Below are 24,925 nucleotides of genomic sequence, written 5' to 3'. Positions count from 1 at the left end.
CGCGCCACTACTTGAGGACGACGAGACGATATCCGAGCCCCGGCACCGCCAGCGTCAGTGTGCCGTTGGGCATCGGCAGCGCGGCCTGGTCCGGCCAACTCACGGCCGTTGCGGTCTTGAGGCCCAGGCGCGCGAGGTCCACTTTCACCGCCCCCTCGCGGTTCTCGCGGCCGAGGTTCGCGACCACCAGGAGCGTCGAGTGATCGGCCCTCTGGTAGGCACTGACGTAGACATCCTGCAGGTCCGTCGCCGCCGGGGGCTTCGGGTCGAAGTAGGGGATGAAGGTGGAGTCCACCCAGCCGAAGTCGTCGAGCGCCTTGAGGGCCACGTCCACGACCTGGCCGTTGCACCAGATGGGCCAGACGGCCACATCGTGGATCATCAGCAGGGCCATCAGCCCGCGCGTGGGCTCGACCTTCGGCCGGTTCTCCTCGTCGAACTCGGGCAGGAAGAAGGGCATGATGCCCCACTGTCGGCCCATGTACTCACAGCGGAAGCTGTCGAGGGTCATCACATCCAGGTAGCTGTCCTTGACGACCCCGCGGAAGTGCTCGCCATCCAGATACGAGTCCTCGTAAGCCAGGACCGGGATCGTGATCTTGCCCGACATGTGGGCCTGCAGGAACGTGGGCTTGCCCAGCCCCTTGAAGAGGGCGTAGTTGCGCCGGTACAGCTCGCGGTAGCCCAGGATCGGCGTGCCCCGCACGGGCAGGCCGTCCCGCCTGTAGCCCACCCCGGTCGCCACGGCGTTGGACATGTACGGGTGGGTCTGGTCGTGGTAGCTCCCGTCAATGCCGTAGCGGTCCACGAACTGCTTGGTGCGGTACATGATGAAGTCCTGGTAGCCCTTGCCGTTGGGCGAGACGAGGGCGAAGGCGTGGCGCCACCCGGCCTCCGGAATGCTCGAGTCGCGGCCGCCCATGTCCCAGTCCGGCCGGAAGAACTGCCACTCGGGCGTGCTGTCGGTGATCCACGTCAGGCACAGGTAGGGCACGGCCAGGAGCTTCTGGTCGTGCAGGCCGTTGATGTGCTCAGCAAAGAGCTTCGGGTCGGCGGCCTCGGGCCAGCCGAAGGCCGCCAGCGAATCCTGCTTGTTGGCCTGCGGCCACACGATCTGCACATTCTGGCGGGCGGTCACCTTGTTGCCGGCCAGGACGCCTGTCATGCGCCACTTGCGCCAGTCCCGCGGGATCGGCTTGACCGGCGTCGCCTGCAGCCCGAACACGAGCTTCCAGTCCGCGGGCAGCTTCTGCCCCTTGCCGAGCAGGTTCAGCCGCAGCACGATCTCCTGCCCCTGCCGCACGATCTCAATGGCGTTCTCCGCCTGGCCGTCGGCCCAGGCGGCGTCATGCTCGGTGAACCAGAACAGCCCCCGGTCGTTGTCCCCGAGCCACGCGAATGGCACCCACTTCGTCTTGTCCACGACGCCCTCGCCGGGCGGCACGTTACCGGAGGTCGGAATCCACGTGGGGCCATAGCGATGGCGGTAGATCGCATTCTCCGCCCTGACAGGTATCTCCAGCGTCAGGCCCTCCAGCGGGGCCTCGTTGAGCTTGTCGCACGCCATCTCAAAGACCAGGAGGCCGTCATACTCAGCTGTGATCGCGGTGCGGAAGCGGACCGACCGACCGCCCACGTTGGCGGAGGCGCTGGCCTCCAGGGCGGCCTTGGTCGGGCTGCTGCTGAGCAGACGTACCTGCTGTGTCTGCCAGGGCACCGGCTTGCCGCCGCTGACCAGGTTCAGCGCCACCGGCCGGGACAGCACCTGTGCCCCGGCGGTCCTGATCTCCGCCGGGAGCATCGTGCGGCCGCCACCGAAGGCGTACGTCCGCCCCCACATGCTGATCTCCGTCCCCTTCGCCTGCAGCGGCGTCCAGGGCGGCAGGACCTTGTCCTCCAGCCCGATCCTGTTGCCCAGCCAGTCGGTCTTCGGGATCGTCACGGTCCGCTTGATCTGGAAAGCCGGAGCCCCCTCGGGCATGACCTCGGCGATCAGGTCATAGTCGCCGGGCTCGCGCGAGGGGAACGGCAGGACCGCTCGCGCCTGTCCGCCCTGCACGGGCAGCACCGGTCCCACCGGCACAGGCTGCCGTCCGGCGGGCAGCAGGCGGAGACGGACCTTGAGCTGCTCGTCCGCCACGTCCGCCCCGCCGGTGTCCAGGCAGGCGGCGACCGTGTAGTCCTTGGGGTTGACATCCGCGCTCACGTGGCAGGTCTGCGCGCTGAGCGGCACGGTGAAGTTGAAGTCACCTTTGGCGTGGGCCGCGATGTGGGCGGGCGTCAGCGCCCGGTCGTAGATGCGCACCTCATCCACGAGGGAGGACGACTCGCGGGGGAACTGCCACTGCTCGTCGCCAACGCGGAAGGTCTCGCCAAGCTGTGTGGGTAGGTCGCCGAGGGCCGGCAAGGCCGCCGCCGGCTTCCCGTCCAGATAGACCATCACGCCCTGGCGCGACCAGGTGCCGGCGATGTGACGCCACACACCGGGCTTGAAGTCCGTGGGGATCTGGCTGGAGGCATACGGCCCGGCGACTTCGGGGCAGGTGAGCATCAGCAAGCGGTCGGTGCTGAAGTACTCGTACAGGTACAGAGCGCCCTGTCCGCGGGTCTCGAAGAAGACGTGGAACTTGCCGTCATCCGACTGCCAGTCCACCGGGCAGACCCACATCTCCACGGTGCCCGAGTCGCGACTGAGGACACCCTTGGTGGGGTAGAGGACATGGCCGAACTTCGGGCCGCACTGGAGGGCCTGGCCGACCTTGCCGGGGGCCAACTCCGGCTTGCCCTCCGGCGTCCCGGCAATGGCGCCGGTGGGCGACTGGGCGCTGAAGTCCCGGTCATAGCTCATGAGGGCGACCGGCTGGACCTGCGCGAGGCAGGGCAGGGACACGAGCACGAGGGCAAGCAGGGCGATGAACCAGCGCATGGTGAACCTCCGGTAGAGCATGGTCTATGCTTCCCGCCGAGGGCGTGTTCTCCTTCGCCAGAACGCGGACAGGACAGGCAAGTGGCCTGTCCTGTCGATCCGTCCGATCACGCGGCCCCGGCGCTACGGCCGGGCACGCAGGTTCAGCTTGATGCCGTTGTCGCCCGTCCCGCCCACCGTGGCCCCCTGAGTCCCTGGCTCCTCGGTCATCCCCAGCAGCTTCCGTGCCTCGTCCACCAGCTTCTCCGCCTCCGCATAGTCGCGGGCGTAGAGAGCCTGGCGCGCTTTGGCGAACAGCTCCTCGGCCGGCGCGGTGTCGTTCCCCTGCAGCTCCCACTGCTTGAGAACCTTGGAGGCCTCCAGCATCTTGGCCCGGACCCGCTGCTCGGGGTCGGTGGGCAGAGGCGCCGGCTGGGGGGCGACGGCCGTGTTCGGGCGCGGTCGCTCCAGCACTGCCGCCACGATGCTGCGGATCAGCGACGGCCGCTGCGCCTGGTAGTCCGCGTCAGACAGCTTGCGCGCCTCATCCAGAATGGGGGTGAGGCGCTCCAGCAGGAGGGCGAACATCTCGCGCCGTTGCTCTGGCGTGAGTTGCTGGCGCCGTGCCAGTTGCGCCAACGCGCCGCCGCCGGGCCGCCCCTTGGCGTTCCGACTGCGCATCGTCCGGGCCAGCTCCTGGCGGCGGTTCGACATCGTCTGCATCTCGCCCAGGGCGCGGTCTATGAGCGGGCTGAGTTCCTCGGGCTCGGCCGGCTTCTCGGGCGTATCGCTCAGCACCCACTGCCGCATCTGCAGCAGATCCTGGGTGACGGCCTTGAGGTTGGCTTCCTCGGCGGCCATCACGCCCAAGAGCACGCGGGCAAAGGGGGCCAGCGGGTTGGCGCGGCCCTGGCGCATGTTCCGCATGCGTCGGGCGAAGTCTCCGCCGCCGCGGCCACTGCGGCGGGGCGCACTGCGCACCGCGGCCAGCGCCTGGTCTATGTATTTCTCGGCCTGCTCGAAGTTGCCCGCCTCGGCAGCCTGCTCAGCCTTCTTCATCAGCGGGAAGACGGCGCGCACGTCGCGACCGCGTTTGGCCGCGCGGTCGACGGCGGCCTTGAGGCGCTGGGCCTTCTTGCCCAGCGGGCCACGCTCCGCGCCACCCATCTCCCCGCGCAGCATCCCGTACATCTGCTGCATGTACTTCTCGACCTCAGGCTGCTGGCCCAGGCGCGCGGCCTCGATGGTGCGGTCGCGCACCTTGCGCAGCTCATCCACGTTCTTGCCCTGCGCCTTCAGCTCCCTGGCCTTGGCGCACATGAGCAGGAACTTGCGGAACAGGTCCTGGTGCGCGCGGAAGAACTGCGCGGCATCGGGCGGAAGGTCGCTGTAAGCGGTCTCGGGGATGGCTTCCCCGCCACCGGCGGCCCCGGCGGCGCCGGGCTGCTTTTGGCCCATGGCCGCGCGCAGCGTCTCCAGCCGCTGGGCGGCCTGGTCGGCCTGGCCCGAGGTCAGGTAAGCCTGGATGTCGGACATCTCCTTGGCCAACTCCGGCGGGGCCCCGGCCGAGATCAGCGCCAGCGCCTGCTGCGCGGCGTTCAGCACCATCGCCCGCTGCCGGTACTCGCGGATGCCCCACAGCGTAGCCGCGATCAGCGACAGGGCCAGGACGCCGACCACGACGCCCGTCAGCAGACCGCCCGACGAGCGCGCCGGCGGCGGCAGCGGCTCGACGTAGTCCGGGTCCATCCATACGGAGCCCTCGTCCGCGTCGGCAGGGGGGAAGGGCGGCAGGGCCTCGCCACCGTCCGGGGTCTCATCCCCCGGCGGGGGCGCTGCCTCCTGCGGCTCCTCTTCCCAGTCTATCCGGTCGCGGCTGTCCTGCGGCTCGGGCGTCTCGCCCTCCGGGCGCCGGTCATCGCCGGGCGGTATCGAGTCCACGATATGGTGTCCTTTCGCGGGGGCAGGTCCCTCAGTCGGTCAAATGCGCGGAGAGTTCGGCCAGCGTCACGATGTCATAGGCGTTGTGCTCGATGATGCGCCGCATCTGCCAGGCGTCGCCATCGGCCACGAAGTCATGGTAGGCCTGCGGGATGTGCTCCCCGGCGATGTCATGGCCACGCCGGCGGCGGCACAGGTGTAGCTCGAGGGTCTGCAGCTTGCAGTTCCCCAGCGACCGCCCCAGACGCCGCCGCGCCACCGGCAGCAGGTCCAGATGGCCCCGCACATGCAGCGGGCCGAGCCGATGGTAACGCAACCGGTCGCGCAGGTAGGGCAGGTCGAAGCTGTTGCCATTGTAGCTGACGGCCAGGTCGGCCGCGTGCAGCAGCCGCCGCGCCTCGGCCAGCACCGCGCGCTCCTCGGCATAGTCGCGGGCCAGCAGTTGGCGAATGACCGGCCCCTCCTCGCCCAGGGCCAGGGCCCCGACCAGGAAGAGCGGCGCGTTACTGAGTGCGGTCGTCTCCGTATCGAAGAAGACGACCTGCTCGGGCGGCACATTCCTCGCCGGATGGGCCGCCCCGGGGAAGCGGCCATCGCGCGCGGCCTGCTCCCAGGTGCGGATCGCCTCGGCCGCCCAGTCGCCCAGCGCGGCCACCGGCACGGTCAGCTCGTAGAGTTCACCCTCGTCCAGCTCGCGGACAACCCCCGGCAGCAGCTCGTCGAGCGCGCCGTGGAGTTCCTCGGGGTCTCCGACCAGGCGCACGCCCGGCGGACGGGACGGAGACGTCACGAGAGGGGCCGCCGGGTCAACACCCTCGCGACCCAGGGCCGACAGTCGCCGTCGGGTGGTGCGATCGAACTCCATGGTTGCTCGCAGACCTAGCGGGCCAGGGACGCCACCTGCTGCAGCGCGCGCTCCTCTGCTTCCTGCATCTGCCGGGCCAGGGCCGCGGCCTCGGGCCAGGCCTGGTCCGCGGCGGCCTCGGCGGCGGTCGGCGCCGTCAGCGCCAGGACCCGCTCGCGCAACTGCTGGCCCAGCCCCGCCACCTCACCATAGCCCTGCGCGGCGCTCTGCAGCGTCTCGCTCAAGTCCGGCACGGCGGCGGCTGCGTTCGCCAGGAAGCGGGCGATAGCCTGGCGCTCGGCCAGGATCTCGGGCAGGCGATGCTCAGCCCACGTGCGCAGTTGACTGCGCTGGGCGTCAGTGGCGTCCGCCGCCCGCGTCGCCAGGGCGTTGGTCAACGCCTCGTAGCCACTGGCCACACTCGACCGGTTCTCGCCGGCGCGCCGCGCCATGGCCCGGACGACGGCCGACGGGTCGGGGGCGGCAGTCCGACCGCCGAGGGAAAGCTGGAAGTATGGCCCGGTCACGCAACGCGCATGGCCGGCTGCGCTCCGCGCCCAGCGGCTGAGGAACTCAGTGCGGGCCATCGCTCGCGGTGCCCGTTGTCCGGGACCAAGAACATAAACAAGATCCTCGGCCGGTTTGTATCCGGCGACGATCCACCAGTTCCCCCCGCTCGTCACCGGCACCATGGCCGGATGCCCGGCCGCGATGGCCCCGCTCAGGCCCGCGAAGCTCGCCTCCGCCGAGGCGACGGCGCTGACATTGACGCTGAAGCCATACTGCTCGGTGGCGTCGCTGAGTGCATTGCGTGGCAGGCGCAGCCGGGGCGCATCAGGCTGGTCGGCCTCGAACCAGAAGTCGAAGGCGGCGCCGCAGGCAACCAGCAAGGCCTCCGGCGGGGCGGTCACGCCCTGCGCGCCCAGGAGGCTGCTCAGGCACGCCATGGGCTTCAAGCGCGGGCTGCTCTCGGCCGACACCGGCGGGATGTTGCCGATCACGCGCGCCAGCCGCGCCTTGGCTTGCTGCTCGGCCTTCATCTGCTGCCCGCGCAGCCCGTAGTACAGCCAGCCGATGGCCCGTTTGGCCTCGACGGCGCTGGGGGTGTCGGGGTAGCGGCTGACGATCTGCTCATAGGCGCGCACCGCCTGGTCGGACTGCTTGCCGCCCCGCTTCTCCAGGATGCGGGCCAGGACCAGCAGCGAGGCCGCGCACTGCCGCTCCTGGCGCGGGTAGCCCGCCGTCACGGCCCGTGCCTCGGCCTCGGCGGCGCTGAGTTGGCCGGCATTCAGCAGCGCCCGCGCGAACTCCACCTGTGCCGTGGCGCACACGCGCTCGTCATCCGCGAAACGCTGGCGAATGATGTCGCGCGTCTGGCGCATCCCCGCGATGTCCTTGAGCTGCGCGCCCTGGATCTGCAGGATCCACAGCCACGCCTCGTCGGCATAGGCGCAGTCGGGGTAACGCTCTGCCAGCACCCGGTAAGTCTGGATGGCCTTCGGCGGGTCGTCATACTCCTCGCGGTACAGGTAGGCGAGCTTATAGAGGGCATTGGGCGCGAAGCTGGAGCGGGGGTACTTGACCGCCAGGCGATAGTACTCCGCGCCGGCCAGCTCGGGCTGCCCCTGGCTCAGGAACATCTCGGCGCGCTGGAACAGGCGCTCGGTGCGGCTCATGCAGCCGCTCAGGAGCACCAACATCAACGCTACCGGAAGGATGGTGGCTAGTCGTCTCATGGTCTTCTCGTCAGCGATGCGGCGGCGATTCCGGCCCCCGACCAACGAGTGGGAGGGGAGGAGGGGCCGCGGGTGACGGGGGCTTCCGCCCCCGCCTGGAGACCGGCCACGCCGGTCTCACTGATTCGTGCCTCCGGTGCTCACCTCGACCGTAGTGCGGGCTTCCAGCCCGCCAAGGCCACACGGCCCCACCTGGGGCGGGCTGGAAGCCCGCACTACCCCCACTCAGAAAGGCCGTATGCCTGCCGTTCCCGTGTTCCCGCCTCATCGTTCCCGCCTCACCGTTCCCGCCGTTCCAGTTCCCGCCGTCCCACCCCTACAACCCCTGCACTTCCTCCAGCACAAGCTGGGTCTGCATCAGCTCCTGCCGGGGGACGCCCTCGTACTCGGTGGCGATCTCTGCGACCTGTACGGGCAGGTCCTCGCGTTCCAGACGCTGGCTCAGATAGCGCAGAGACTGGCGGCCCGACGCGTTGACGATCTCCTCGAGGGCCAGCGAGGCCTGCTGGAGTGTCCGGGCCCGGGCGCGGTCGGCGCCCTGCGGGTCCGGCAGCGTGGCCGCGAAGTCGCGCAGGCTCTCGATCAGCTCGCGCCGCACGATGCGTTGCTGCAGGCAGGTCAGGTGCAACTCCTGCCCGGTCACCGCCGGGCCCACGAACAGCCAGCCACCGTACAGGAGCACCAGCAGCCCGGCCGCGCCCACGGACTGCAGCACACGCTGGCGCAGCGCCTGCCGCTCCTGCCAGGCCGTGGCGATACCGGGGGCGTAGCGCTGGGCCAGGTCCACCAGCGGCTTGACGGTCTCATCCGGGATCGGCAGGAGCGCTTCCTCGTCCTCGTGGGCGGCGTTCTGCAGGGCCCGGCGGACGGCGTCCCGATCGCCGTAGTCCAGCAGACGCTGCCCCAGCCGCCCCAGGGCCCGGCCCCGCAGGCCCCCGCCCACATGGTGCCGCGTCAACAGCGCCAGCGTGTCCTCCCAGGCCAGGACCACCGCCGTGGTGGCGGAAGCCTCATCGGGCGCCACGAACGAGGCCGCCGTGTAGAGGCGGTCCATGAGACGGTAGGCGAGCGTCGCCAGCGCCGCGGCTTCCCCTCGGCGGCAGCGGAAGTACAGCGCCCGCTCCACGCGGCCGCCATGGCTCTCCGGCGGGGCCACACGCGGTGACACGGCTACTTCTTCTCCTTGAACAGGTCGTCGGACAGGCCGGTGTTGGCGCGGACATTGCTGAAGGTCACCGACACGGTGCCCTCGCTCTGCCCTGCCTTGTCGGGGCGCCACTCGCTCAGGCGCGCGACGATGGTCCGGGGCATCCAGAACCGGCCGCTGATGAGCTGGTAGGTCCACGCCACGGACAGCTCCTTGCGCTGGCCGGAGTAGACCTCCATGCGCTCGACGGTGTAGCGGTCCCCCCGCACCCACACCAAGAGACGCTCCTGGCTGTGCCCCCGTGCGGGCGGAGCGGGTTCGTCCGGATCGGGTGGCCGCCGCCGGGTGGGTGGGGGCGCCGTCTGCTCGTTCGGGATCACCTTCAGAGCGTACACAACAGCCCCGCCCACGGTGCTCTTGCCGACGATCTGCACCTGTGTGTCCTTCGTGATCTCCGTCCCCAGGTTGCCGGGCATCAGCGCCCGCTTGGGGATCATGACGACCCCCCGCGACTTGATGGCGACCTTGTTGGGGCGCTTGTAGTACACCTTCGCCGTGCGGCGGGGCACCTGCACCCCGGGCAGGTTCATGACGGCCACCACATCAGCCGAGTAGTCCTGGATGGCGGCGCTCAGGTCCAGCGACCGGCGCAGGATGTCCTTGCCGCTCTGGGCGCCCAGGCCAATCGAGGCGGTCAGGACCAGACCGGCCAGGAGGAGTGCCAGCCTCTTCACATCGGAACGGGACATCTGTGGTTCGGTCATGATGCCTTCAGTCACTGCGGCGCACTCTGGCGGGCGGGAAGGCTGCGCGCGTGGGGACACGCGCGCCCACGCGATCATCTCGCCACCCGGTCGCGGTCGGTGACCGCTCCCACGCCCTCTCCATCCCCTCATCCCCTCATCCCTCCATCACCTCATCCCCTCATCCCGGCTCACGACGTCACGTCCCGCCGCCAGAAGATGATCGCGCCCAGTACATACGGTACAAGACAATACCCGGCAGCGCAAGTGAGCGCCGCGCGGAAGTCGGCGAACTGCAAAGTGGCCTTGAAGGCCTCGCCATAGACATCCAGGTAGGTGGTCAGCAGGTACGGCTCCAGGCACTTGAAGTACTCCATGTGCTGCAGGATGCCGCTGACCGGAATGACGGCCACCGCGCAGCCCGCGGCCACCAGCGGGTTCTCGAAGATGACCGACGCCAGCAGGGCCAGTGAGGCGATGCAGCACATCAGCAGCGCGGCCACGCCATAGGCCACAGCCATCCGGGGCCAGGCCAGGCCCTCCTCCAGGATGACCAGCCCGTCGCGGCTATAGGTGATGAGGTCGCCCCCGCCAAAGACCGCATAGCCCACCGCCAGCGCGAACAGGCCCAGGAACAGCGACAGGGTGATGGCGTAGAGGCCGCCGGACAGGCCCTTGGCGGTGAACAGCGTCAGCCGCGAGACCGGCCGGCAGAGCCAGGTACGCAACACGCCGGAGCGGTGCTCGGCGGCCACCAGCCCGCCGCACACCATCGCCACCAGCATCGGCACCAGCACGAGGAAGACGGGGTCCATCAGGTGTCGCGCCACGGTGAAGGCCGTGACGAGGTTCCCCCCCACGGCCATCTCCGTGCCGGCGCGGTGGCTGACCTGCAGGCGGTGCGGCGCGCCGTACTGGTGCAGGCCCCATACGGTCAGCCCGGTCACAACCGCCAGGATGGCATAGGCGACATACGTGCCGCGCTGGCGGAAGATCTTGACCAGTTCAAGACGTAGGCACACCAGGAGCTTCATCGGACTTCACCAACTCCAGGTAGAACCGCTCCAGGTCCGGAGCCGCCGGCGCCAGGGCCGAGACGCGCAGGCCGGCCTGCACCAGCGCGGCGTTCAGTTCGGCCGCCGTGCCCGGCTCCACGACCACCCGCAGGGCCTCCGGCGTCATCTCGACCTGCCGGACGGAGGGCAGCGCCCCGGCCACTTGCCGCGCCCGCTCGGCGTCGTCCACCTCCACCCGCAGTTCCGTCTCGCGCCGGGCAAGCAGTTCCGTCACCAGTCCGGCCGCGATGAGCCTCCCGCGCCGCACCACCCCCACCTCATCGCAGATGAGTTGGACTTCGTGCAGCAGGTGGCTGGAGAGGAAGATGGTCATCCCGTGCTCGTCACGCAGGCGGCGCAGCAGGTCGCGCACCTCGACAAGGCCCTGGGGGTCCAGGCCGTTGGCCGGCTCATCGAGGACGAGCAGCCGCGGGTGCCCCAGCAGGGCCCCGGCCAGGCCGAGCCGTTGCTTCATGCCATGGGAGAAGGTCCTGACCCGGTCGCTCTGGCGGGAGGTCAGGCCCACCAGCTCCAGGGCCTGGTCCACCGCCCGGTCATGGGGGCGCCCCTGTAGGGCGGGGGCTCGTACCCCGCCGGATAGCGCCCAGAGCATCTCCAGGTTGCGCCGGGCCGACAGGTAGTCCACGAAGGCCGGCCCCTCCACGAGCGCCCCGACCTCGCGCCGGACCGACGGGTGGTCCGGCCGGGCGGGCCGCCCGAGCAGGAAGGCCTCCCCCCCGGTGGGCCGGATCAGCCCCAGCAACATGCGAATGGTCGTACTCTTCCCGGCGCCATTGGGCCCCAGGAAGCCGTAGATGCAGCCGACCGGCACGCGCAGATCGAGGCTGTCCACGGCCTGAAGGCGGCCGTAGCGCTTGGCGAGGTGGTGGGTCTCCAGGGCGAGATCGCTCATGGCCCACAGCTCCTGGCCAGCGCCGCGCAGGCGCGGTTCTGGAGGGTGCGGATCACATCCCCGTCCACCGTATGCCCGTTCATCAGCATCGAGAACACCAGCCGCCGGTCGTTGCGGTCCACGTAGCCTGACAGCGTGCACGCACCGGTCAGGAAGCCGGTCTTGGCGCGGACCGTGCCGGCGGCGCACGAGTTGCACATCCGCTTGCGCAAGGTCCCGTCCACCGCCGCCACCGGCAGCGTGTGGACGAAGGCCCCCGCCTGCGGGCTGTCGGTGCGCATCGTGCGCAGCAACCCCACCAGGAAGCGGGCCGTCAGCCGGTTGCGGCGCGACAGGCCGCTGCCGTCCACGAACACGCAGCCGTCCAGGTCGAGCCCCAGGTGCCGCCAGGCCTGCTTCATCAGAGCATCAACGCCGCCACCGTTGGCCTCGTGCGCGATCATCAGGCTGCGCATCAGGCCATCGGCAATGCGGTTGTTGCTCGGCTTGTTCATCCGTAGGGCCAGCGTCTCGATGGTGTCGGACTCCCAGCCGCGCAGCCTGCAGGCCCCCTCCGGCAGTTCCCCGGCCCGCGGCACGCCCCCGACGGCGACCCCCTGGGCTCGCAACGCCTGGTCCACCAGTCGCGCCTCCTGCAGCTCCCGGTCTGCGTCCAGCCCGTTGGTGATCCGCCGCACGCCGACCACCGACCCCGCCACGCCCTTGAGCTTGTCTCCGGCCAGAGCACGGGCGAGGCGGGCCAGGAAGTCATCGTCCAGCAGCGGATGGCCCGCGCCGACCAGATACAGGTTGCCCGGCAGCGTCCCGTCGGCCCCGAGGGGCTGGTCCCCGTAGACTGCCGTGCGGAAGCGGTAGTGGTCGCCCCAGGTGCGCAGCGCCAGGGCCGCCGTCACCAGCTTCATGTTCGAGGCCGGCATGAGCGGCAAGTCGGGCGCGCGTTCGTAGAGTGTCTCTCCCTCCAGGGTCGTCACCAACACCCCCGCCTGCGCGATGGCCCTGTCAGCGAGGATGGCGTCGAGGTCCTGGTGCAGGTCAGCCAGCGCCGGACCGATACAGACTAGAACCAGCAGGCCAGGGAGAAGGGTCCGTCGCCAGGGGAGCATGGCGGGATTATAGCCTTCCGCGCGGGGGCGGGGAAGGGGAGGGTGGGGGCGGGGATGAGGGGATGAGGGGATGAGGGGATGAGGGGATGAGGGGATGAGGGGATGAGGGGATGAGGGGATGAGGGGATGAGGGGATGAGGGGATGGCGCCGTTGAGCGCCGGAGGCGCGGCTCACGCTAGGCGGGGGCGGAAGCCCCCGTCTCACGGGCGTTTCCCCTCCTTCCCTCCGGATTGAGGAGCGGGCTGGAAGCCCGCACTACCGATGGTGCTCGCACTACGGGTGGAACTGGAGCAGGTGCATGGCGGATCGGTGGAGAACAGACCCCGCGACACGCGTAGCGCAGCTCTACCGAAGCGCGTAGGGGTTCTCGTCCTTGTGGGGGTACTGAACCGCCACACGGGGAGGCGAGTTCAACTGACGGAGCTATCGCGGGGCCAGAAAGGCCTCATCCTGATCGGCCTGGCGGCCATCCTGCTGGCCCTCCTGGTGCTGTCGCTGAACCATGCCGGCCGCGGCCGCGCACAGGCGACCGTCGAAGTCGTCGCCCCTCAGCCGCAGAGCGCCCCGCCACTCGTGGCCGTACATGTCGTCGGAGCCGTGCGACAGCCCGGACTGTACTGGTTGCCGGAGCACTCGCGGGTGTCCGAAGCCGTGGCACTGGCAGGCGGGCTGAGCCCCGAGGCCGACCCCGCCTCGGTGAACCTGGCGGGCTACGTGCAGGACGGGGATCAGGTCAAGGTCGCCTTCGCCGCCCAGCCGCAGCCAGCCACCGAGGCTGCGCCCCGCGCCGCCGTGGCGGCGCCCCGGACCACCACCGCCCCGCCCGCTACCGTGCCCGCCGCTACGACCACCCCTGCCGCGTCGCCGACGCGTCGCCCCGGTCCCGCGCTCGATCTGACCCGCCTCAAGCCCGTCAGCCTCACGAGCGGCAGCCGGGAGGAGTTGGACGGGCTGCCCGGCGTCGGGGGCCAGCTCGCCGCCGCCATCATCCAGTACCGCACCCAGCATGGCCCCTTCCGCAGCGTGGACGATCTGCAGAATGTGCCCGGCTTCGGCGAGGAGCGCGTCGAGACCCTCCGGCCCTACGTGGTGCCATGACCCGCCCCCCCGACGCGCCGGGCTGGTGGCCCCTGCTGCGAGCCGAGGCGCAGCCGCTCCTGCAGCGCCCCCTGGTGTGGCTGACCGTCGCCCTGCTCCTGGGCATCGTCTGGGCCGATGGCTTCCGCCCCCCGCCGCTCCCCGTCACACTGACCTGTGTCGCGGCAGTGCTGCTCACGGCCTGCGCCCTCGGCCGCGCTCCCCGCGTCGCCTCGCGGCTTCTCCTGCTGTGTGTCTTCCTCCTCGGCGGCGCGCTGCACGCCTGGCGGATCACCCCGAACCCAGACGTGCGGGCCCTGCCCACGCAACTGAAGCTGCCGGAACTGGAAGCCCACGTCTGCAGCGTCGAGCGACGGGCGCCGTGGGGGCAGAGCGTCGTGCTGGACCTGAAGCCCCTCGTGCGCGGCCGGGCGCACTGCTCCCTGCCAGCCGAGCCCCTCGTGCATGGTGGCGATGTGCTGGCGCTGGAGGACGTCACGTTGACATGCCCCGGTCCGCGGGGCCATGGCGTCAAGCGGGAAGACATGGCGCGTCGGGGCATACACATCGAGGGTCGGGCCGAGACCATCGCCGAGGTGCGGGCCGGCCAGCCCTGGCGAGCCGGCCTCGAGGAGCGGCTGGAGCGCTGGCGGGAGCGCCTGCTGGACGTGCTGACTCGGGCCACGCCCGGGGCCACGCCCGAGACCTACGCCTCGCTGCTGGCGAGCATGGTCTACGGGATGCACGCCGCACCGGTGCCGGATGGCATCGAGGCCCTCTTCAGGGGCAGTGGCACCATCCACCTGCTCGTGGCCTCGGGGTCGCAGGTCACGATCATCGCCTTCTCCCTGATCTTCCTGGTGCGTGGGACCCGGCGCGTGCTGCCGCTGTGGGGGCTGGTGGTCGTGACGGCAGGGCTGCTGGTGTTCGCCCTGCTGGCGGGGCTGGGCGCCTCGATCAACCGCGCTGTGGCCATGGCCGTCGTTCTGCTCGGTACGTTCGCGTGGGGGCGCCGCTACGACCTCCCGACTGCCCTTGCCGCCTCGGCCCTGCTGCTAAGCCTGCTGGACACCGGCACGGTCTATGATGTGGGCGCCCAGTTGACTTATGGCGGCACCATCGGGGTATACCTCGCCTGGCCGCCCGGCCTGGGGGCGCAGCGCAGCGGCCTGCGATCGGTGCTCCTGGCGGCCGGGCTGGGCAGCGTGGGCGCCTGGCTGCTGACCACTCCGGTCATCATCCAGCACTACAACTCCCTCGTCCTCGGCGGCCTGCTGGCCAATCTGGTGGCGGTCCCGCTGGCGGCCCTGTTGCTCTACCTGGGGCTGGTGGCGATCGGCGCGGGGCTGGTGTGGCTGCCCCTGGCCGTGCCGCTGTGCGCCGTCGCGCGGACGCTGCTGGATGTCATGCTGTGGAGCAACACCTTCTTCGCCTCGCTGCCACTGGCCGTGCTCGGGCCGATCCACCTGTGGTGGCCGTGGTTCGTGCTCTGGTACGCCTTGGCGGCAGCCCTGTTCCTGATCCTGCGGTCTGCGCCGCTGCGACAGCGTGTGCTGGCGGTTGATGCGCGCTGGGCGGTCGCAGCGGGGGTGGCTGTGCTGGGCGTGGCGCTGCTGTGGGCGGTGGCCGTGCAGCTGCCCGCCGACCGGCTGCGGGTGCACGTGCTGGATGTCGGCGCGGGGCAGTGCGTACTGGTGGAAGCCCCGGCGGGGAAGGTCCTCATTGACGCGGGGGCCGACCCGATCCCCGGCCAGGCCGAAGAGATCCTGCGCCGGCGCGTCCTCCCCTTCCTGGCGTTGCGCCATGTGCGCGCCCTTGAGGCCATCGTCATCAGCCATGCCCACGAGGATCACTGCAACCTGGCGGCGCCCCTCATGGAGTCCGTCCCCACGCGGCGGCTCCTGCTGGGCCCGTCAGCCGGGGCCGAAGCGGGGTGGCTACAGATGCTCCAGAGCGCCCGCGCGGAGGGCATCACCACAGAGACATTCGTGCCGGGCAGTCGGATGCGGTTGGGCGCCCACACGTGGCTCGAAGCGCTGGGCCCCTCCGCTGCCGCCTCGTTCCGCGACGACGCCGTGAACAACGGGAGCCTCGTGCTGCGCCTGGCCCATCAGCAGACGGTGATGCTGTTCCCGGGGGACATCGCCGCTGAGGGGGAGGAGCGGCTGCTGCACTACTACCCACAGCCGGGGGCGCTACACGCTGACGTGCTGCTCGCACCGCACCATGGCAGTGGTGGGTCGTGCACGGAGGCCTTCCTGCAAGCGGTGAGCCCGCGCGATGTCATCGTCTCGTGCGCTGGCGACGACCGCAGCCCACCGGAGAGGACTCTGCAGCGCTTCGCCAAGCTGGGCCTGCAGGTGTGGCGCACCGACGTGAACGGCGGGGTCACCGTCACCAGCGACGGCCGCACCGCTACCGTCCAGGGCAGCGCCCGTCGCGGGCCCTAGCGCAGCCGCTTCCACTCGTCAACCATCGCCAGTGTGCTCTCCCATGGCATGATGCTGTGGGCCGACACGCAGGGCGACAGGACCAGGCCCGTCTTGCCCATGACGTCGAACGTGAGGCGCACCGCCTCACGCGTGGGCTCGGGGCCGTTCCAGAGGTGGTAGGTGCTGGAGGGGCCCGTCCACAGGCTGCTGGTCGGGGCCAGTTTGCTGCGCACCTGCGCGGGGACGACGCCATCGAAGGCCAGGTCAATGCCGCAGTGGGCGTCGAGGCCCAGGCCGGCCAGGTAGTCCAGGATCGGCATGACGCCCGTGTGGACGGTGTAGGTCATCAGCATCCCGCCCGCGTGGGCCGCGTCGCGCTCCGCCCGGAGGCGATCCCCCAGGAAGCGCTCCAGCATCGCCGGGCCGTAGAAGTCCGCCGTCTCGTAGAAGCCATTGCGGCGCACCATGTCCACCCCCAGGCCGGCCAGGCTGCGCAGAGCCAGCAGGTTGAGCTGGTGCTCGTGCTCCACGTAGGCCTCCACCAACTCCGGCTGCTCCACGACCATCAGGCACAGCTCTGTGGCGCCGAAGAGTTGCAGGGCCCCTGTCAGGCCCGTCCCGACGCTGGCGACGGTCGCCAGGTCCCACTGCCCCGCCAGCGCCCGGGCGCCTTCCACCGCCCGGATGGCGCTGGCCCGCGCCTCCTCAGCAGGCAGCGGCTGCCGCACCTGCATGAGCGCCGCCAGGTCCCCCTCGGTCTGCAGCCATGGCTCGACGAAGTGGCCGATGTTGAAGTCGCTGTGGAAGGGGATGTCCTGCCCGTGGGGCCACATCTCGTTGATCCGCACGGCGGCGTGCAGGTCGCCCGCAGGGGTGTGGAATGTCTTGTGGAGCACATCGCCGTCGAGGCGGACCTCGCTCTCCACGCCCGGGGCGGCCTGCGACACGGTGCAGCCGAGGTGCACGACCTGGTCGAGACCCAGCTCCCCGACCTGGTAGGCGAGTTGCTCGACCGTCGTCGTCTCCGGGGCCCAGGGGAAGTTCCACGAGCGGCCGCGCCGCTGCGCGGCGGAAAGAGGGTTGAACGGCATACAGCAGGGCACATAGTCCACCGGCTGGCGGCGGGTGGCGGCGAGAAGGCGCTCGCGGGAGGTCATGGTCGTTCCTTCCTATAGCCCGGCCTCGAAACGCTCGACCATCTCCTCCTGCACCGCCGGGGACAGACCGACGAAGCGGGCGCTGTAGCCGGCGATGCGGACGGTGAGGTCGCGGTGTTCGTCGGGGTCGGCGAGGGCCGCGCGAAGCTGGTCGGCGGTCACGCCGTTGACCTGCACCTGCAGGCCGCCGCGCTCGAAGTACGTCCGTAGCAGGGCCTGGAACTTGCGGCGGTTCTCGGGCGAGCGCAACGTCGCGGCCTGGAGCGACAGATCGAGGGCCTGCCCGCCGTCGAAGTCGCGCTGGTCGAAGGCGGTGGCCGAGAGCACGAGCTTCGTGTGTCCCTGCCGCGCCAGGCCGGGGGTGGTGCCGACATTCTTGGCCAGCGGCCGGCCGGCACGCCGTCCCTCCAGGCCGCCGCCGAGTTGCGCGCCGGCCGCGATGTGCGCGTTGAGCGTGTGGAAGGACGGGGCGACGTAGCGGTTGCCGGACGAGTGCGGCGCCACCCACGCGGCGACGTGCTCGGCCAGCGCGCGGAGCTGCTCATCCGCCTCCGCCTGGCCGTTGCCGTACTTGGGCTGGGCCAGCAGCTCCTGCCGCAAGTCCTCGCGGCCCGCGAAGTCATCCCGCGCGGCCGCCACGAGGGCGTCGAGCGTGTAGCGCTGCTGCTCGTACACCAGACGGCGGACGGCGGTCAGCGCATCGGCCACGTTGACGAGCCCCATCGGTTCCACAGTGATGATGTGGTAGCGCGCCCCGCCCCCGGCGCGATCCAGGCGGCGCTCAAGGCAGTCGGCAGTGAGGGCGGAGAGGAACGGGTTGGGCCAGTGCTCCGCGATCCAGTCGGTGCGGGCCGCGTTGCGCGCGAGCGCCCACTCCAGCAGGGCGTCGAAGTGCGCCAGGAAGCGGGCATGGAGGTCAGCGAAGGTCACCGGCGCAGGACCCTCGGGCACGCCGAGGGCCAGCGGCATCTCGCCGCGATACGGGGCGCCGCCGTTGGTCGCCAGTTCCAGCGCCAGCGGCGCGTTGACCACCGCCGCCCACATGTCGCTGATCTCCTCCCCCGGCATCATCAGCCCCATGCAGCTATTGGCGACCCAGCGCGGCAGGTCCGTCTCGGGCACGCCACGCCGCCGCAGCGCCTCCCGGCAGGGCAGTTCGCCATAGAACGTCGGCTGTCCCATCTCCAGCAGCGCAGGCTGCGTCACGGCGTCGAGCGTCTCGGGCGCCATGCCCTCGTGCATCCGCACCGCCAGCAGCGGCGCGGGCAGGTGCAGTCGCACCGCTGTGCGCAGGATCAGGTCAGACAGCTCGTTCCACTGGTCGTGGCCCTCGGCATCCGCCCCGCCCAGGTTCACCGTCGAGGCCGGGTCGCCGAACTCGTTGAGCGCCACGAAGAAGTCGGCCAGCAACTCCTCGAGTTCCGGCTGGGGCACCCCCGCTGCCAGGTCGTCGCGGTAGAAGGGCAGCAGGTCCTGATCCAGCCGGCCCAGTGACAGTGACGCCTGGCTGCGCTCGGAGAGGCCCACCGCCAGGCGCATGAAGAGAACGGCCTGCAGGGCCTCGTGGAAGGAGTGCGCCGGGTACCAACCGATCAGCCGACAGGCTTCGGCGAGGCTCTCCAGGCGCGTCCGCTCGTCGCCCCGGGCTGCCTCGGCCGCAGCGCGCGCCGCCTTCCAGTGCCGCTCGATCCAGCGACACACTGCCGAGAGCGCAATGGACATGCCCGCCAGCATGGGGTCCGTCGGCTCGTCTGGCTCGGGTTCCAGGGAGTGCAGACGCTCGATGAGGCTGCCGAGGCCGTGATGCAGGATCAACGGGTGGTTGAGGGTGGTGTGGGCGAGGCTGTACTCGCCGAAGGTGAAGTACCGCGCGCGCATCTGCGCGGCGTCTTCGGGGATGGCGGGCGGCGCGGGTGCACCCAGGGCGATGGCCTGCTCGGCGAAGTTGCCCGCCAGACCCAGCCTGCCGACCAGGCGGCCGGTGGCCGGCAGCTCGATGCGGGCGTTCCGGAGCAGCTCCTCGAATATGCGGGCTTCGCGAATGGGCGCTGGCAGCGAGGAGTGATCGGTAGCCATCTACAGGTCCCGGTGCAGGCGCTTGACGCGCAGCAGGTCGCGCACCATCTTCATCCCGTCCGTCAGCATCTTCACCTTGCTGTTAGGGTCGTTGATCCACGTCACCGGGACCTGCGCGATCTTGAGGCCCAGCTTGCGGGCGATGTAGAGCAGTTCGGCGTCGAAGGCCCAGCCGGCCAGCTTCTGGTGCTCCAGGATGCGGTGGGCGGCCTCGCGCGTGAAGGCCTTGAAGCCACACTGGCTGTCGGGAATACCGGGGAGGAGCACAAGCTGGTTCAGCCTGCCGAACGCCCGGCCGCCGATCTCGCGGTACCAGGGCTGGTGCACCGCCAGCTTCGAGCCCGGTAGCTGCCGCGAGGCGATGGCGACGTCGGCCCCGGCCCGCAGCTCGGCCAGGAGCTTGTCGGCCTCCTCGATGGGCGTCGAGAGGTCCGCGTCCGAGAAGAGCAGGTAGCGCCCATGGCCCTCCAGCAGCCCGCGCTTGACCGATAGCGCCTTGCCCCGGTTCGGCTCGTTGCGCAGGATGCGGTAGGCGGTTCGCCCCTCCAGCAGTTCGCGGGCGAGGTCGCCCGTCCCGTCGCTGCTGCCGTCATCCACGATGACGACCTCGGCGCGGAAGTCGCACGCGCGCAGGTAGGCCAGGATCTTCCCCAGGCTCGGCTGCAGGCGCTGCGCCTCGTTGTACGCCGGAATGATGAGAGAGAGGTCGGGCTGGTCGTCCTGTCGAATCATGCTGCACTCGCAAGGCCGGCGGCGGCCGAGCCCGGGCCGTCCCCGGCAGGATCGTGACTCAGTACTTCAGCGTATGGCGACGGGGCGGAGTTCCCCCCAGGAGGGGCGCAATGACCGGCCGTCAGTGCCTCGAGAGCATCCTGCGCCACGAGACGCCGCCGCGACTGTGCTGGACGACGCTCGTGGACAGTCTCACGCGCTCGGTCATGCCTGAGCCCGTCCGGAGCCTCCCCGTCCTGGACTTCTACCGCCACATCGGTTGTGACATTCTCCAGTTCGGCAACTATGGCCTCCCTGCCGACCAGCAGGTCGTGTCACCGGCGCGGCGCGTCGAGCCGCCACACGAGGTGGAGACCGCGACCCAGCCCGACGGCACGGAGGTGACGACCGTCCGCACCGCATGGGGGGAGCTGACTTCCTGCACGCGCCGGAGTCATCCGCTCAAGCATCCGGTCGAGACGCGGGCGGACCTGCAGGTGGCGCGGCGCATGTGGGAGGGGACGCGCTACGAGGAGGAGACTGTGGGAGCGGTCACCGACCGCGATGCTGTCGGGGTCGGTGACCGCTCCCACGCCAGCCGCGAGAGCTTCACCCGCGCCGAGGCCGCCCTGGGCGATCAGGGCGTGTATATCCCCACCCTCGCCCCCTCGCCGGTGCAGCAGTTGCTGGAGCTGGACATGGGCCTCGTCGCCTTTTACGGGCTGTGGCAGGACTACCCCCGGGAGGTCGAGGCGCTGCTGGACGCCATGCAGCAGGCCCGCCTGCAGGAATGGGAGATCGTGGCCCGGTGTAGCCCCGCCCGGGCGCTCATCCCCGTCGAGAACACCAGCTCCACGATGATCAGCCCGGCGCTGTATCGCCGCTACAGCCTCCCACAGCTACGCGCGGTCGTAGATGTCTGCCACGCCCACGGCAAGCTGGTCATCTTCCACATGTGCGGGCACCTGCGGGACCTGCTGCCCATCATCCGCGAGACGGGCCTGGACGGCGCCCATGCCACGACCCCGCCGCCGCACGGGGACACCACGCTTGAGCAGGCGCTGGATGTGTGCGGCGAGGACTTCATCCTGATGGGCGGGGTCTTCGATGGTAGCATCTTCCAGGCGTCTGAGGTGACGGCCGAGCAGATGCACCGGGCGCTCGACGCGCTGTACACGCCGCGCCTGCGAAAGGCCAAGCTGCTGCTGGGGCTGGGTGCCGATGGGCTGCCGACGCCGCTGGAGCGGTTCCTGGCGGTGGGGGAGTGGTTTGCGGCGAACGGTTCGCCGGCCCCTTCGGGGGGGGCGGCCGGATAGAGAGGTGAGGAGGGGTGCCGGTGTCCCCCGCGGGCTCCCGCCCGTGGCTACACACGTCGGCGCCTGCGGCGCGGACGGCCCCGGCCGCGTGCCGTCGGCCCCCTCGAGGCGGGCGGGCCGGTTCGTATGTCGTCGGCCCCACAGGGGCCCGCGTATGTAGCCGTGGGCGGCAGCCCACGGATCGTCCCGGGAGGTGTCTCTGTGGATCGTCTGTTGCCCTGTGCCGCTCTCCTGGGCGGACTGACCATCGCCCTGATGGCTCCCGCCCTCGCCCAGAAGCCCGATCCGTATCACCTCCAGCCCGAGCCGTTCATCGGGCCCGCGGCCGTGCCCGTGATGGAGCAGGTATTCTTCGTGCAGCTCAACCAGCCGCCCGGCGCGCCGATCCAGGCGACCTGCCCCGAGGGCGTCAAGCTGCTGGACCAGACCAAGCCCGGCCCCAACCGGCCTTTCACGCGGCTGTACTTCCGCTCCGACCGGGGGATCACGGCGGGCAGCATCCTGCTGGCAACCGGCGACGGCAAGCAGCTCACCGTCCCCCTGCGTGTGTTCTCCTACCGCGAGGACATCGAGGACAAGGTCAAGGACACACCGCAGCTCGATCGGTCGGCCCGCAAGCAGGGGCGGTCGTTCTACACGTCCGAGCGGGTGAAGATCGCCCGGCAGAACCTGCAGCAGTACCCCCAACTGGGTGAGGCCCTCAAGGGCGCTTCGTTCTTTGAGAACATGACCGATGACCAGGTCTTCGGCTTCCTCCCCTCCTGGAACATGCCCCGCCAGTGCTACAGCACCTGGCCCTGCCCCGCGTGCGGCGAGAAGATCTACGAGAAGAGCGCCTTCTACCCCTGGCAGCACGTCACGCGCGGGACCTACAAGGCCAAGTGCCCGCTGTGCGGCAAAGCCTTCCCCAGCAATGACATCACGAAGGACGACTTCACCAGCGGCGACACGCCCGATGACGGCTGGGGCTACGACCCGACCGGCAACCGCGACCGCAAGCAGATCGCCGGCTGGGTGGGCTTGCACAACCACCACACCATGTGGCTGTCCACCGGGGGCGAGATGAAGCGCCTGGGCGAGCGCTACCTGCTGCTCGGGGACGAGCAGGCTGCCCACAAGGCCGGGTTGCTGCTGGCGCGCTTGGCGTACGTGTACCCCGGCATGGACATGACCTGGCAGCAGGTACAGACCGGCTACCTGCGGCCGGGGCGGCTGCTGGTGGACGGCAACTGGGAGCGCACCGGGCTGACCGTCCCGGCCGCCCAGTGCTATGACGCCATCTTCGACTATCTTGACCGCGACACCGCCCTGGTCAAGTTCCTGCAGGCCAAGGACCCCGCAATCAAGACGCCCGCCGATGTGAAGACCCTGATTGACACCTACCTGATCCAGCTCTTCGGGTGGGACTGGGTGAACAACCGACTGTCGGGCGGCAACCAGGGCGCCCGCGAGCGCGACGCGGCCTACATCGCCGTCTGCGCCAACATGGGCGCCCCGAGCGATGCGTGGATCGAGAAGCTGTTCACCAACTCGTACAACAGCGGCCTGAGCAAGGGCGGCTTCGATGACGAGATGCTCGTGAACACCCTCACCCGCGAGGGCATCACGCTCGTCAACGGCTTTGACTACGCGCTGGGTTACGTGTCGGCCAAGTCGGGTTTGGCGGAGATCCTGTCCCAGGTGCAGTCGCCGAAGTGGAGGGCGCGCTGCAACCTGTACGACGTGCGGCAGTACCCGAAGCTGCGGGCGGAGTATGACGCCTGGACGGAGATGCTCGTGGCCGGGGACCACCGGCCCTGCTACGGCGACGACGGCAACGCCGCCGGGGCCAAGCTGCCGCAGGGCGCGCCCTCGATCCGGCGCGTCGAGTACACCCGCGCCTATCACCGATGGCCGACCGACACACTGGCCCGCGCGCTGGCCCTGACCGGACGGAGCGCCCCGGATCTGTTCGAGCCGGACGTGTGGCCGGAAGTGGCCGAGCAGGTCAAGCAGGTCGGTCCCGCGCCGCCGCTGCGCAGCCGCGTGCTCGATGGCGTGGGCTTTGCATTCCTCGAGTCGCGCCCCGATGCCGAGAAGGTCGAGCAGCGCGCGGGCCTGGCCTTCCGCTACGGCTACGGCGTCGGCCACCAGCACCAGGACAACCTGAACGTGGAGTTCTGGGCCCATGACGCGCCGCTGGCGCCGGAGCTGGGCTATCCGTGTTGGGCACACCCGCTGGGCGCGACGGGCCATGTCGTTCACCACAACACCGGGATGATTGACCGCTCGCCCCAGTACAGCGGCGGCACGGCGCATGGCACGCTGGAGCAGTTTGCCGCCGCGCCCGAGGCGTCATTCGCCGACCTCTCGGCCGAGCCGGCCGGTTTCCCCAACCGCGTCTACCGCCGGGCCGTCTGCCTGGCCGATGCGCCGGGCGGCAATGTCTACCTGTTCGACGTGTTCCGCATGGCTGGCGGGACGACCCGCACGTACTGCTTCCACGGACCGGCCCACAAGGACTTCCAGTCCAGCCTGACTTTCGGCCCCAAAGCCACCGAGCCGTTCGACATCAAGAGCATGAGCCGCCATCTGAACAACAACATCCTCGAGCCGCAGGAGGCTCAGGGCGATGGCGACGCGTGGGCCGACTGGCTGTATGACAAGGCCGATGTCCACCTGCGGCTGAACCTGCTCGGCCAGCCCGGCCGCAAGTACTTCACCGCCCGCTACGGCAAGCCCGACTCGCCGCCCATCCGCTTCCTCTTCCCTGAAGACACCGCGCCCGACGGCGCCAGCGAGTTCGTCGCGGTCTGGCAGCCGTATGTGGGACAGCCATTCATCGAGAAGATCGAGAGGCTGCAAGTGTCGGCGGGGCCCGCCGCACAGGGCGCGGCACCCGCCGACTTCCCGCCGGTCGCTGTGCGTGTCACCCTCGCCGGCGGACAGGTGGATACGTTCCTGTACACCTTCGACGCGACCACACCCGTGAAGTGCGGCGAGTTCACCTTCCAGGGCAGCTTCGGCTACTGGTCCGAGCAGGACGGCAAGCTCCGCTGCGCACATCTCGTCAACGGCATGAAGCTGCTGAAGAACGGCGTGGGCATCGCCCAGGCCGCGCCGGCACAGCGGCTGAAGATCACGGCGATTGACGTGACTGACAACATCGTCACCCTCGATGGCAAGCTACCCGTCGGCGACGCGCTCAAGGGCCGGATGCTCTTCCTGCGCGGCGGGAAGCACCGCACGGCCTGGCGCATCGCCGAGGTGCTACCGCCAGGGGACAAGGTGCGGCTGGAGTGCAACAGCATCCTCTTCCGGTCACGACTGGACGGCGTCAGCGACGACAAGCTCACGGTGTCCACGGAGCTGGCCCCGCCCATCGAGGCCACGCGCGGCGTCAAGCCCGGCACCTATGACGGCGCGCTGGTGACCGATGAGTCTCAGAAGGCGCGCTTCCGGGTGGCACGGGTGGCGGAGGGGAAGATCGTGCTGGACCGCCCCTGCAAGCTCGAAGACTTTGCCGACGCCGATGGCGACGGACGGCGGATGCTGTTCATCTACGACCACGGCGAGGGCGATGAGGCCGTGCTCTACAACAACGTCTTCGTGCGCCTGGAGAACGGGAAGCCCCGGCAGGAGGGTGAGGCGCAGGTGCAGGGGCTGTAGAGCGTAGGGCATGGGAGACAGGACGTGGGGCTTAGGAAGCAGGATGTTGGTGTAGGAAGCAGGATGTGGGAGCGGTCACCGACCGCGACCCGTCGCGTGCTACCAGCCGGTCGCGGTCGG

The 24,925-nt window shown here is 70.1% G+C and carries 16 protein-coding genes; 4 read left to right on the top strand and 12 right to left on the bottom strand.

Features of this window, described 5'->3' with window-relative positions:
* Positions 1-7: 7 nt before the first annotated feature.
* The 9 genes from LLH23_05985 to dacB all read right to left on the bottom strand — a co-directional run bounded on the left by LLH23_05985 (position 8) and on the right by dacB (position 12,387).
* Positions 8-2,926 carry a LamG domain-containing protein gene (locus tag LLH23_05985; GenBank protein MCE5238024.1) on the bottom strand — a complete coding sequence of 973 codons (2,919 nt, stop codon included), beginning with the start codon at positions 2,924-2,926 and terminating at the stop codon, positions 8-10.
* A gap of 123 nt (positions 2,927-3,049) precedes the next feature.
* Positions 3,050-4,846 carry a hypothetical protein gene (locus LLH23_05980; GenBank protein MCE5238023.1) on the bottom strand — a complete coding sequence of 599 codons (1,797 nt, stop codon included), beginning with the start codon at positions 4,844-4,846 and terminating at the stop codon, positions 3,050-3,052.
* Between the two features lie 31 nt (positions 4,847-4,877).
* Entirely contained in the window at positions 4,878-5,711 is an 834-nt protein-coding gene (locus LLH23_05975) for a ribonuclease H-like domain-containing protein (protein MCE5238022.1), read from the bottom strand.
* Between the two features lie 14 nt (positions 5,712-5,725).
* Positions 5,726-7,426, bottom strand: coding sequence for a tetratricopeptide repeat protein (locus tag LLH23_05970; GenBank protein ID MCE5238021.1), 1,701 nt, complete (start codon positions 7,424-7,426; stop codon positions 5,726-5,728).
* 316 nt (positions 7,427-7,742) lie between these two features.
* Positions 7,743-8,594 (bottom strand): hypothetical protein, encoded by an 852-nt coding sequence (locus tag LLH23_05965; GenBank protein ID MCE5238020.1) that lies wholly within the window; start codon positions 8,592-8,594, stop codon positions 7,743-7,745.
* A gap of 2 nt (positions 8,595-8,596) precedes the next feature.
* Positions 8,597-9,337 (bottom strand): hypothetical protein, encoded by a 741-nt coding sequence (locus LLH23_05960; GenBank protein MCE5238019.1) that lies wholly within the window; start codon positions 9,335-9,337, stop codon positions 8,597-8,599.
* 170 nt (positions 9,338-9,507) lie between these two features.
* Positions 9,508-10,350: an ABC transporter permease gene (locus LLH23_05955; protein MCE5238018.1), complete on the bottom strand. Its 843-nt coding sequence runs from the start codon at positions 10,348-10,350 to the stop codon at positions 9,508-9,510.
* Complete coding sequence (locus LLH23_05950) at positions 10,322-11,284, bottom strand: ABC transporter ATP-binding protein (protein ID MCE5238017.1); 963 nt, start codon at positions 11,282-11,284, stop codon at positions 10,322-10,324. The genes LLH23_05955 and LLH23_05950 overlap by 29 nt, the downstream gene beginning before the upstream one ends.
* The gene (gene dacB / locus LLH23_05945) at positions 11,281-12,387 is read right to left on the bottom strand and encodes a D-alanyl-D-alanine carboxypeptidase/D-alanyl-D-alanine-endopeptidase (protein ID MCE5238016.1); all 1,107 of its coding nucleotides are present in this window, start codon (positions 12,385-12,387) and stop codon (positions 11,281-11,283) included. Before dacB ends, LLH23_05950 begins: the two co-directional genes overlap by 4 nt.
* A gap of 262 nt (positions 12,388-12,649) precedes the next feature.
* On the opposite strand from dacB, the gene LLH23_05940 reads away from it, so the two are divergent.
* Positions 12,650-13,486 (top strand): ComEA family DNA-binding protein, encoded by an 837-nt coding sequence (locus tag LLH23_05940; GenBank protein ID MCE5238015.1) that lies wholly within the window; start codon positions 12,650-12,652, stop codon positions 13,484-13,486.
* Positions 13,483-15,915, top strand: a complete 2,433-nt coding sequence (locus LLH23_05935) for a ComEC/Rec2 family competence protein (GenBank protein ID MCE5238014.1) — start codon at positions 13,483-13,485, stop codon at positions 15,913-15,915. The genes LLH23_05940 and LLH23_05935 overlap by 4 nt, the downstream gene beginning before the upstream one ends.
* On the opposite strand, the gene LLH23_05930 is transcribed toward LLH23_05935, so the two are convergent.
* From LLH23_05930 to LLH23_05920, 3 genes are read right to left on the bottom strand one after another with little or no spacing between them, the layout of a single operon-like run.
* A complete protein-coding gene (locus tag LLH23_05930; GenBank protein MCE5238013.1) occupies positions 15,912-17,054 on the bottom strand; it encodes a uroporphyrinogen decarboxylase family protein in 1,143 nt (380 codons plus the stop codon). The genes LLH23_05935 and LLH23_05930 overlap by 4 nt on opposite strands.
* Before the next feature lie 12 nt (positions 17,055-17,066).
* Positions 17,067-19,130, bottom strand: a complete 2,064-nt coding sequence (locus LLH23_05925; GenBank protein ID MCE5238012.1) for a hypothetical protein — start codon at positions 19,128-19,130, stop codon at positions 17,067-17,069.
* The gene (locus tag LLH23_05920; protein ID MCE5238011.1) at positions 19,131-19,862 is read right to left on the bottom strand and encodes a glycosyltransferase family 2 protein; all 732 of its coding nucleotides are present in this window, start codon (positions 19,860-19,862) and stop codon (positions 19,131-19,133) included. It abuts the gene before it with no gap.
* Between the two features lie 110 nt (positions 19,863-19,972).
* Between LLH23_05920 and LLH23_05915 the strand changes: the two genes are divergently transcribed.
* A complete protein-coding gene (locus tag LLH23_05915) occupies positions 19,973-21,157 on the top strand; it encodes a hypothetical protein (GenBank protein MCE5238010.1) in 1,185 nt (394 codons plus the stop codon).
* Positions 21,158-21,358: 201 nt separating this feature from the next.
* On the top strand, positions 21,359-24,805 hold the full coding sequence (locus LLH23_05910; protein ID MCE5238009.1) for a heparinase II/III-family protein: 3,447 nt from the start codon (positions 21,359-21,361) through the stop codon (positions 24,803-24,805).
* The last annotated feature ends 120 nt before the right edge of the window (positions 24,806-24,925 follow it).

This window comes from bacterium, from assembly GCA_021372615.1.
Lineage (GTDB): Bacteria > Armatimonadota > Zipacnadia > Zipacnadales > UBA11051 > JAJFUB01.
Note: the sequence above shows the minus strand (reverse complement) of the source record. Positions and strands in the feature narration are given on the sequence as shown.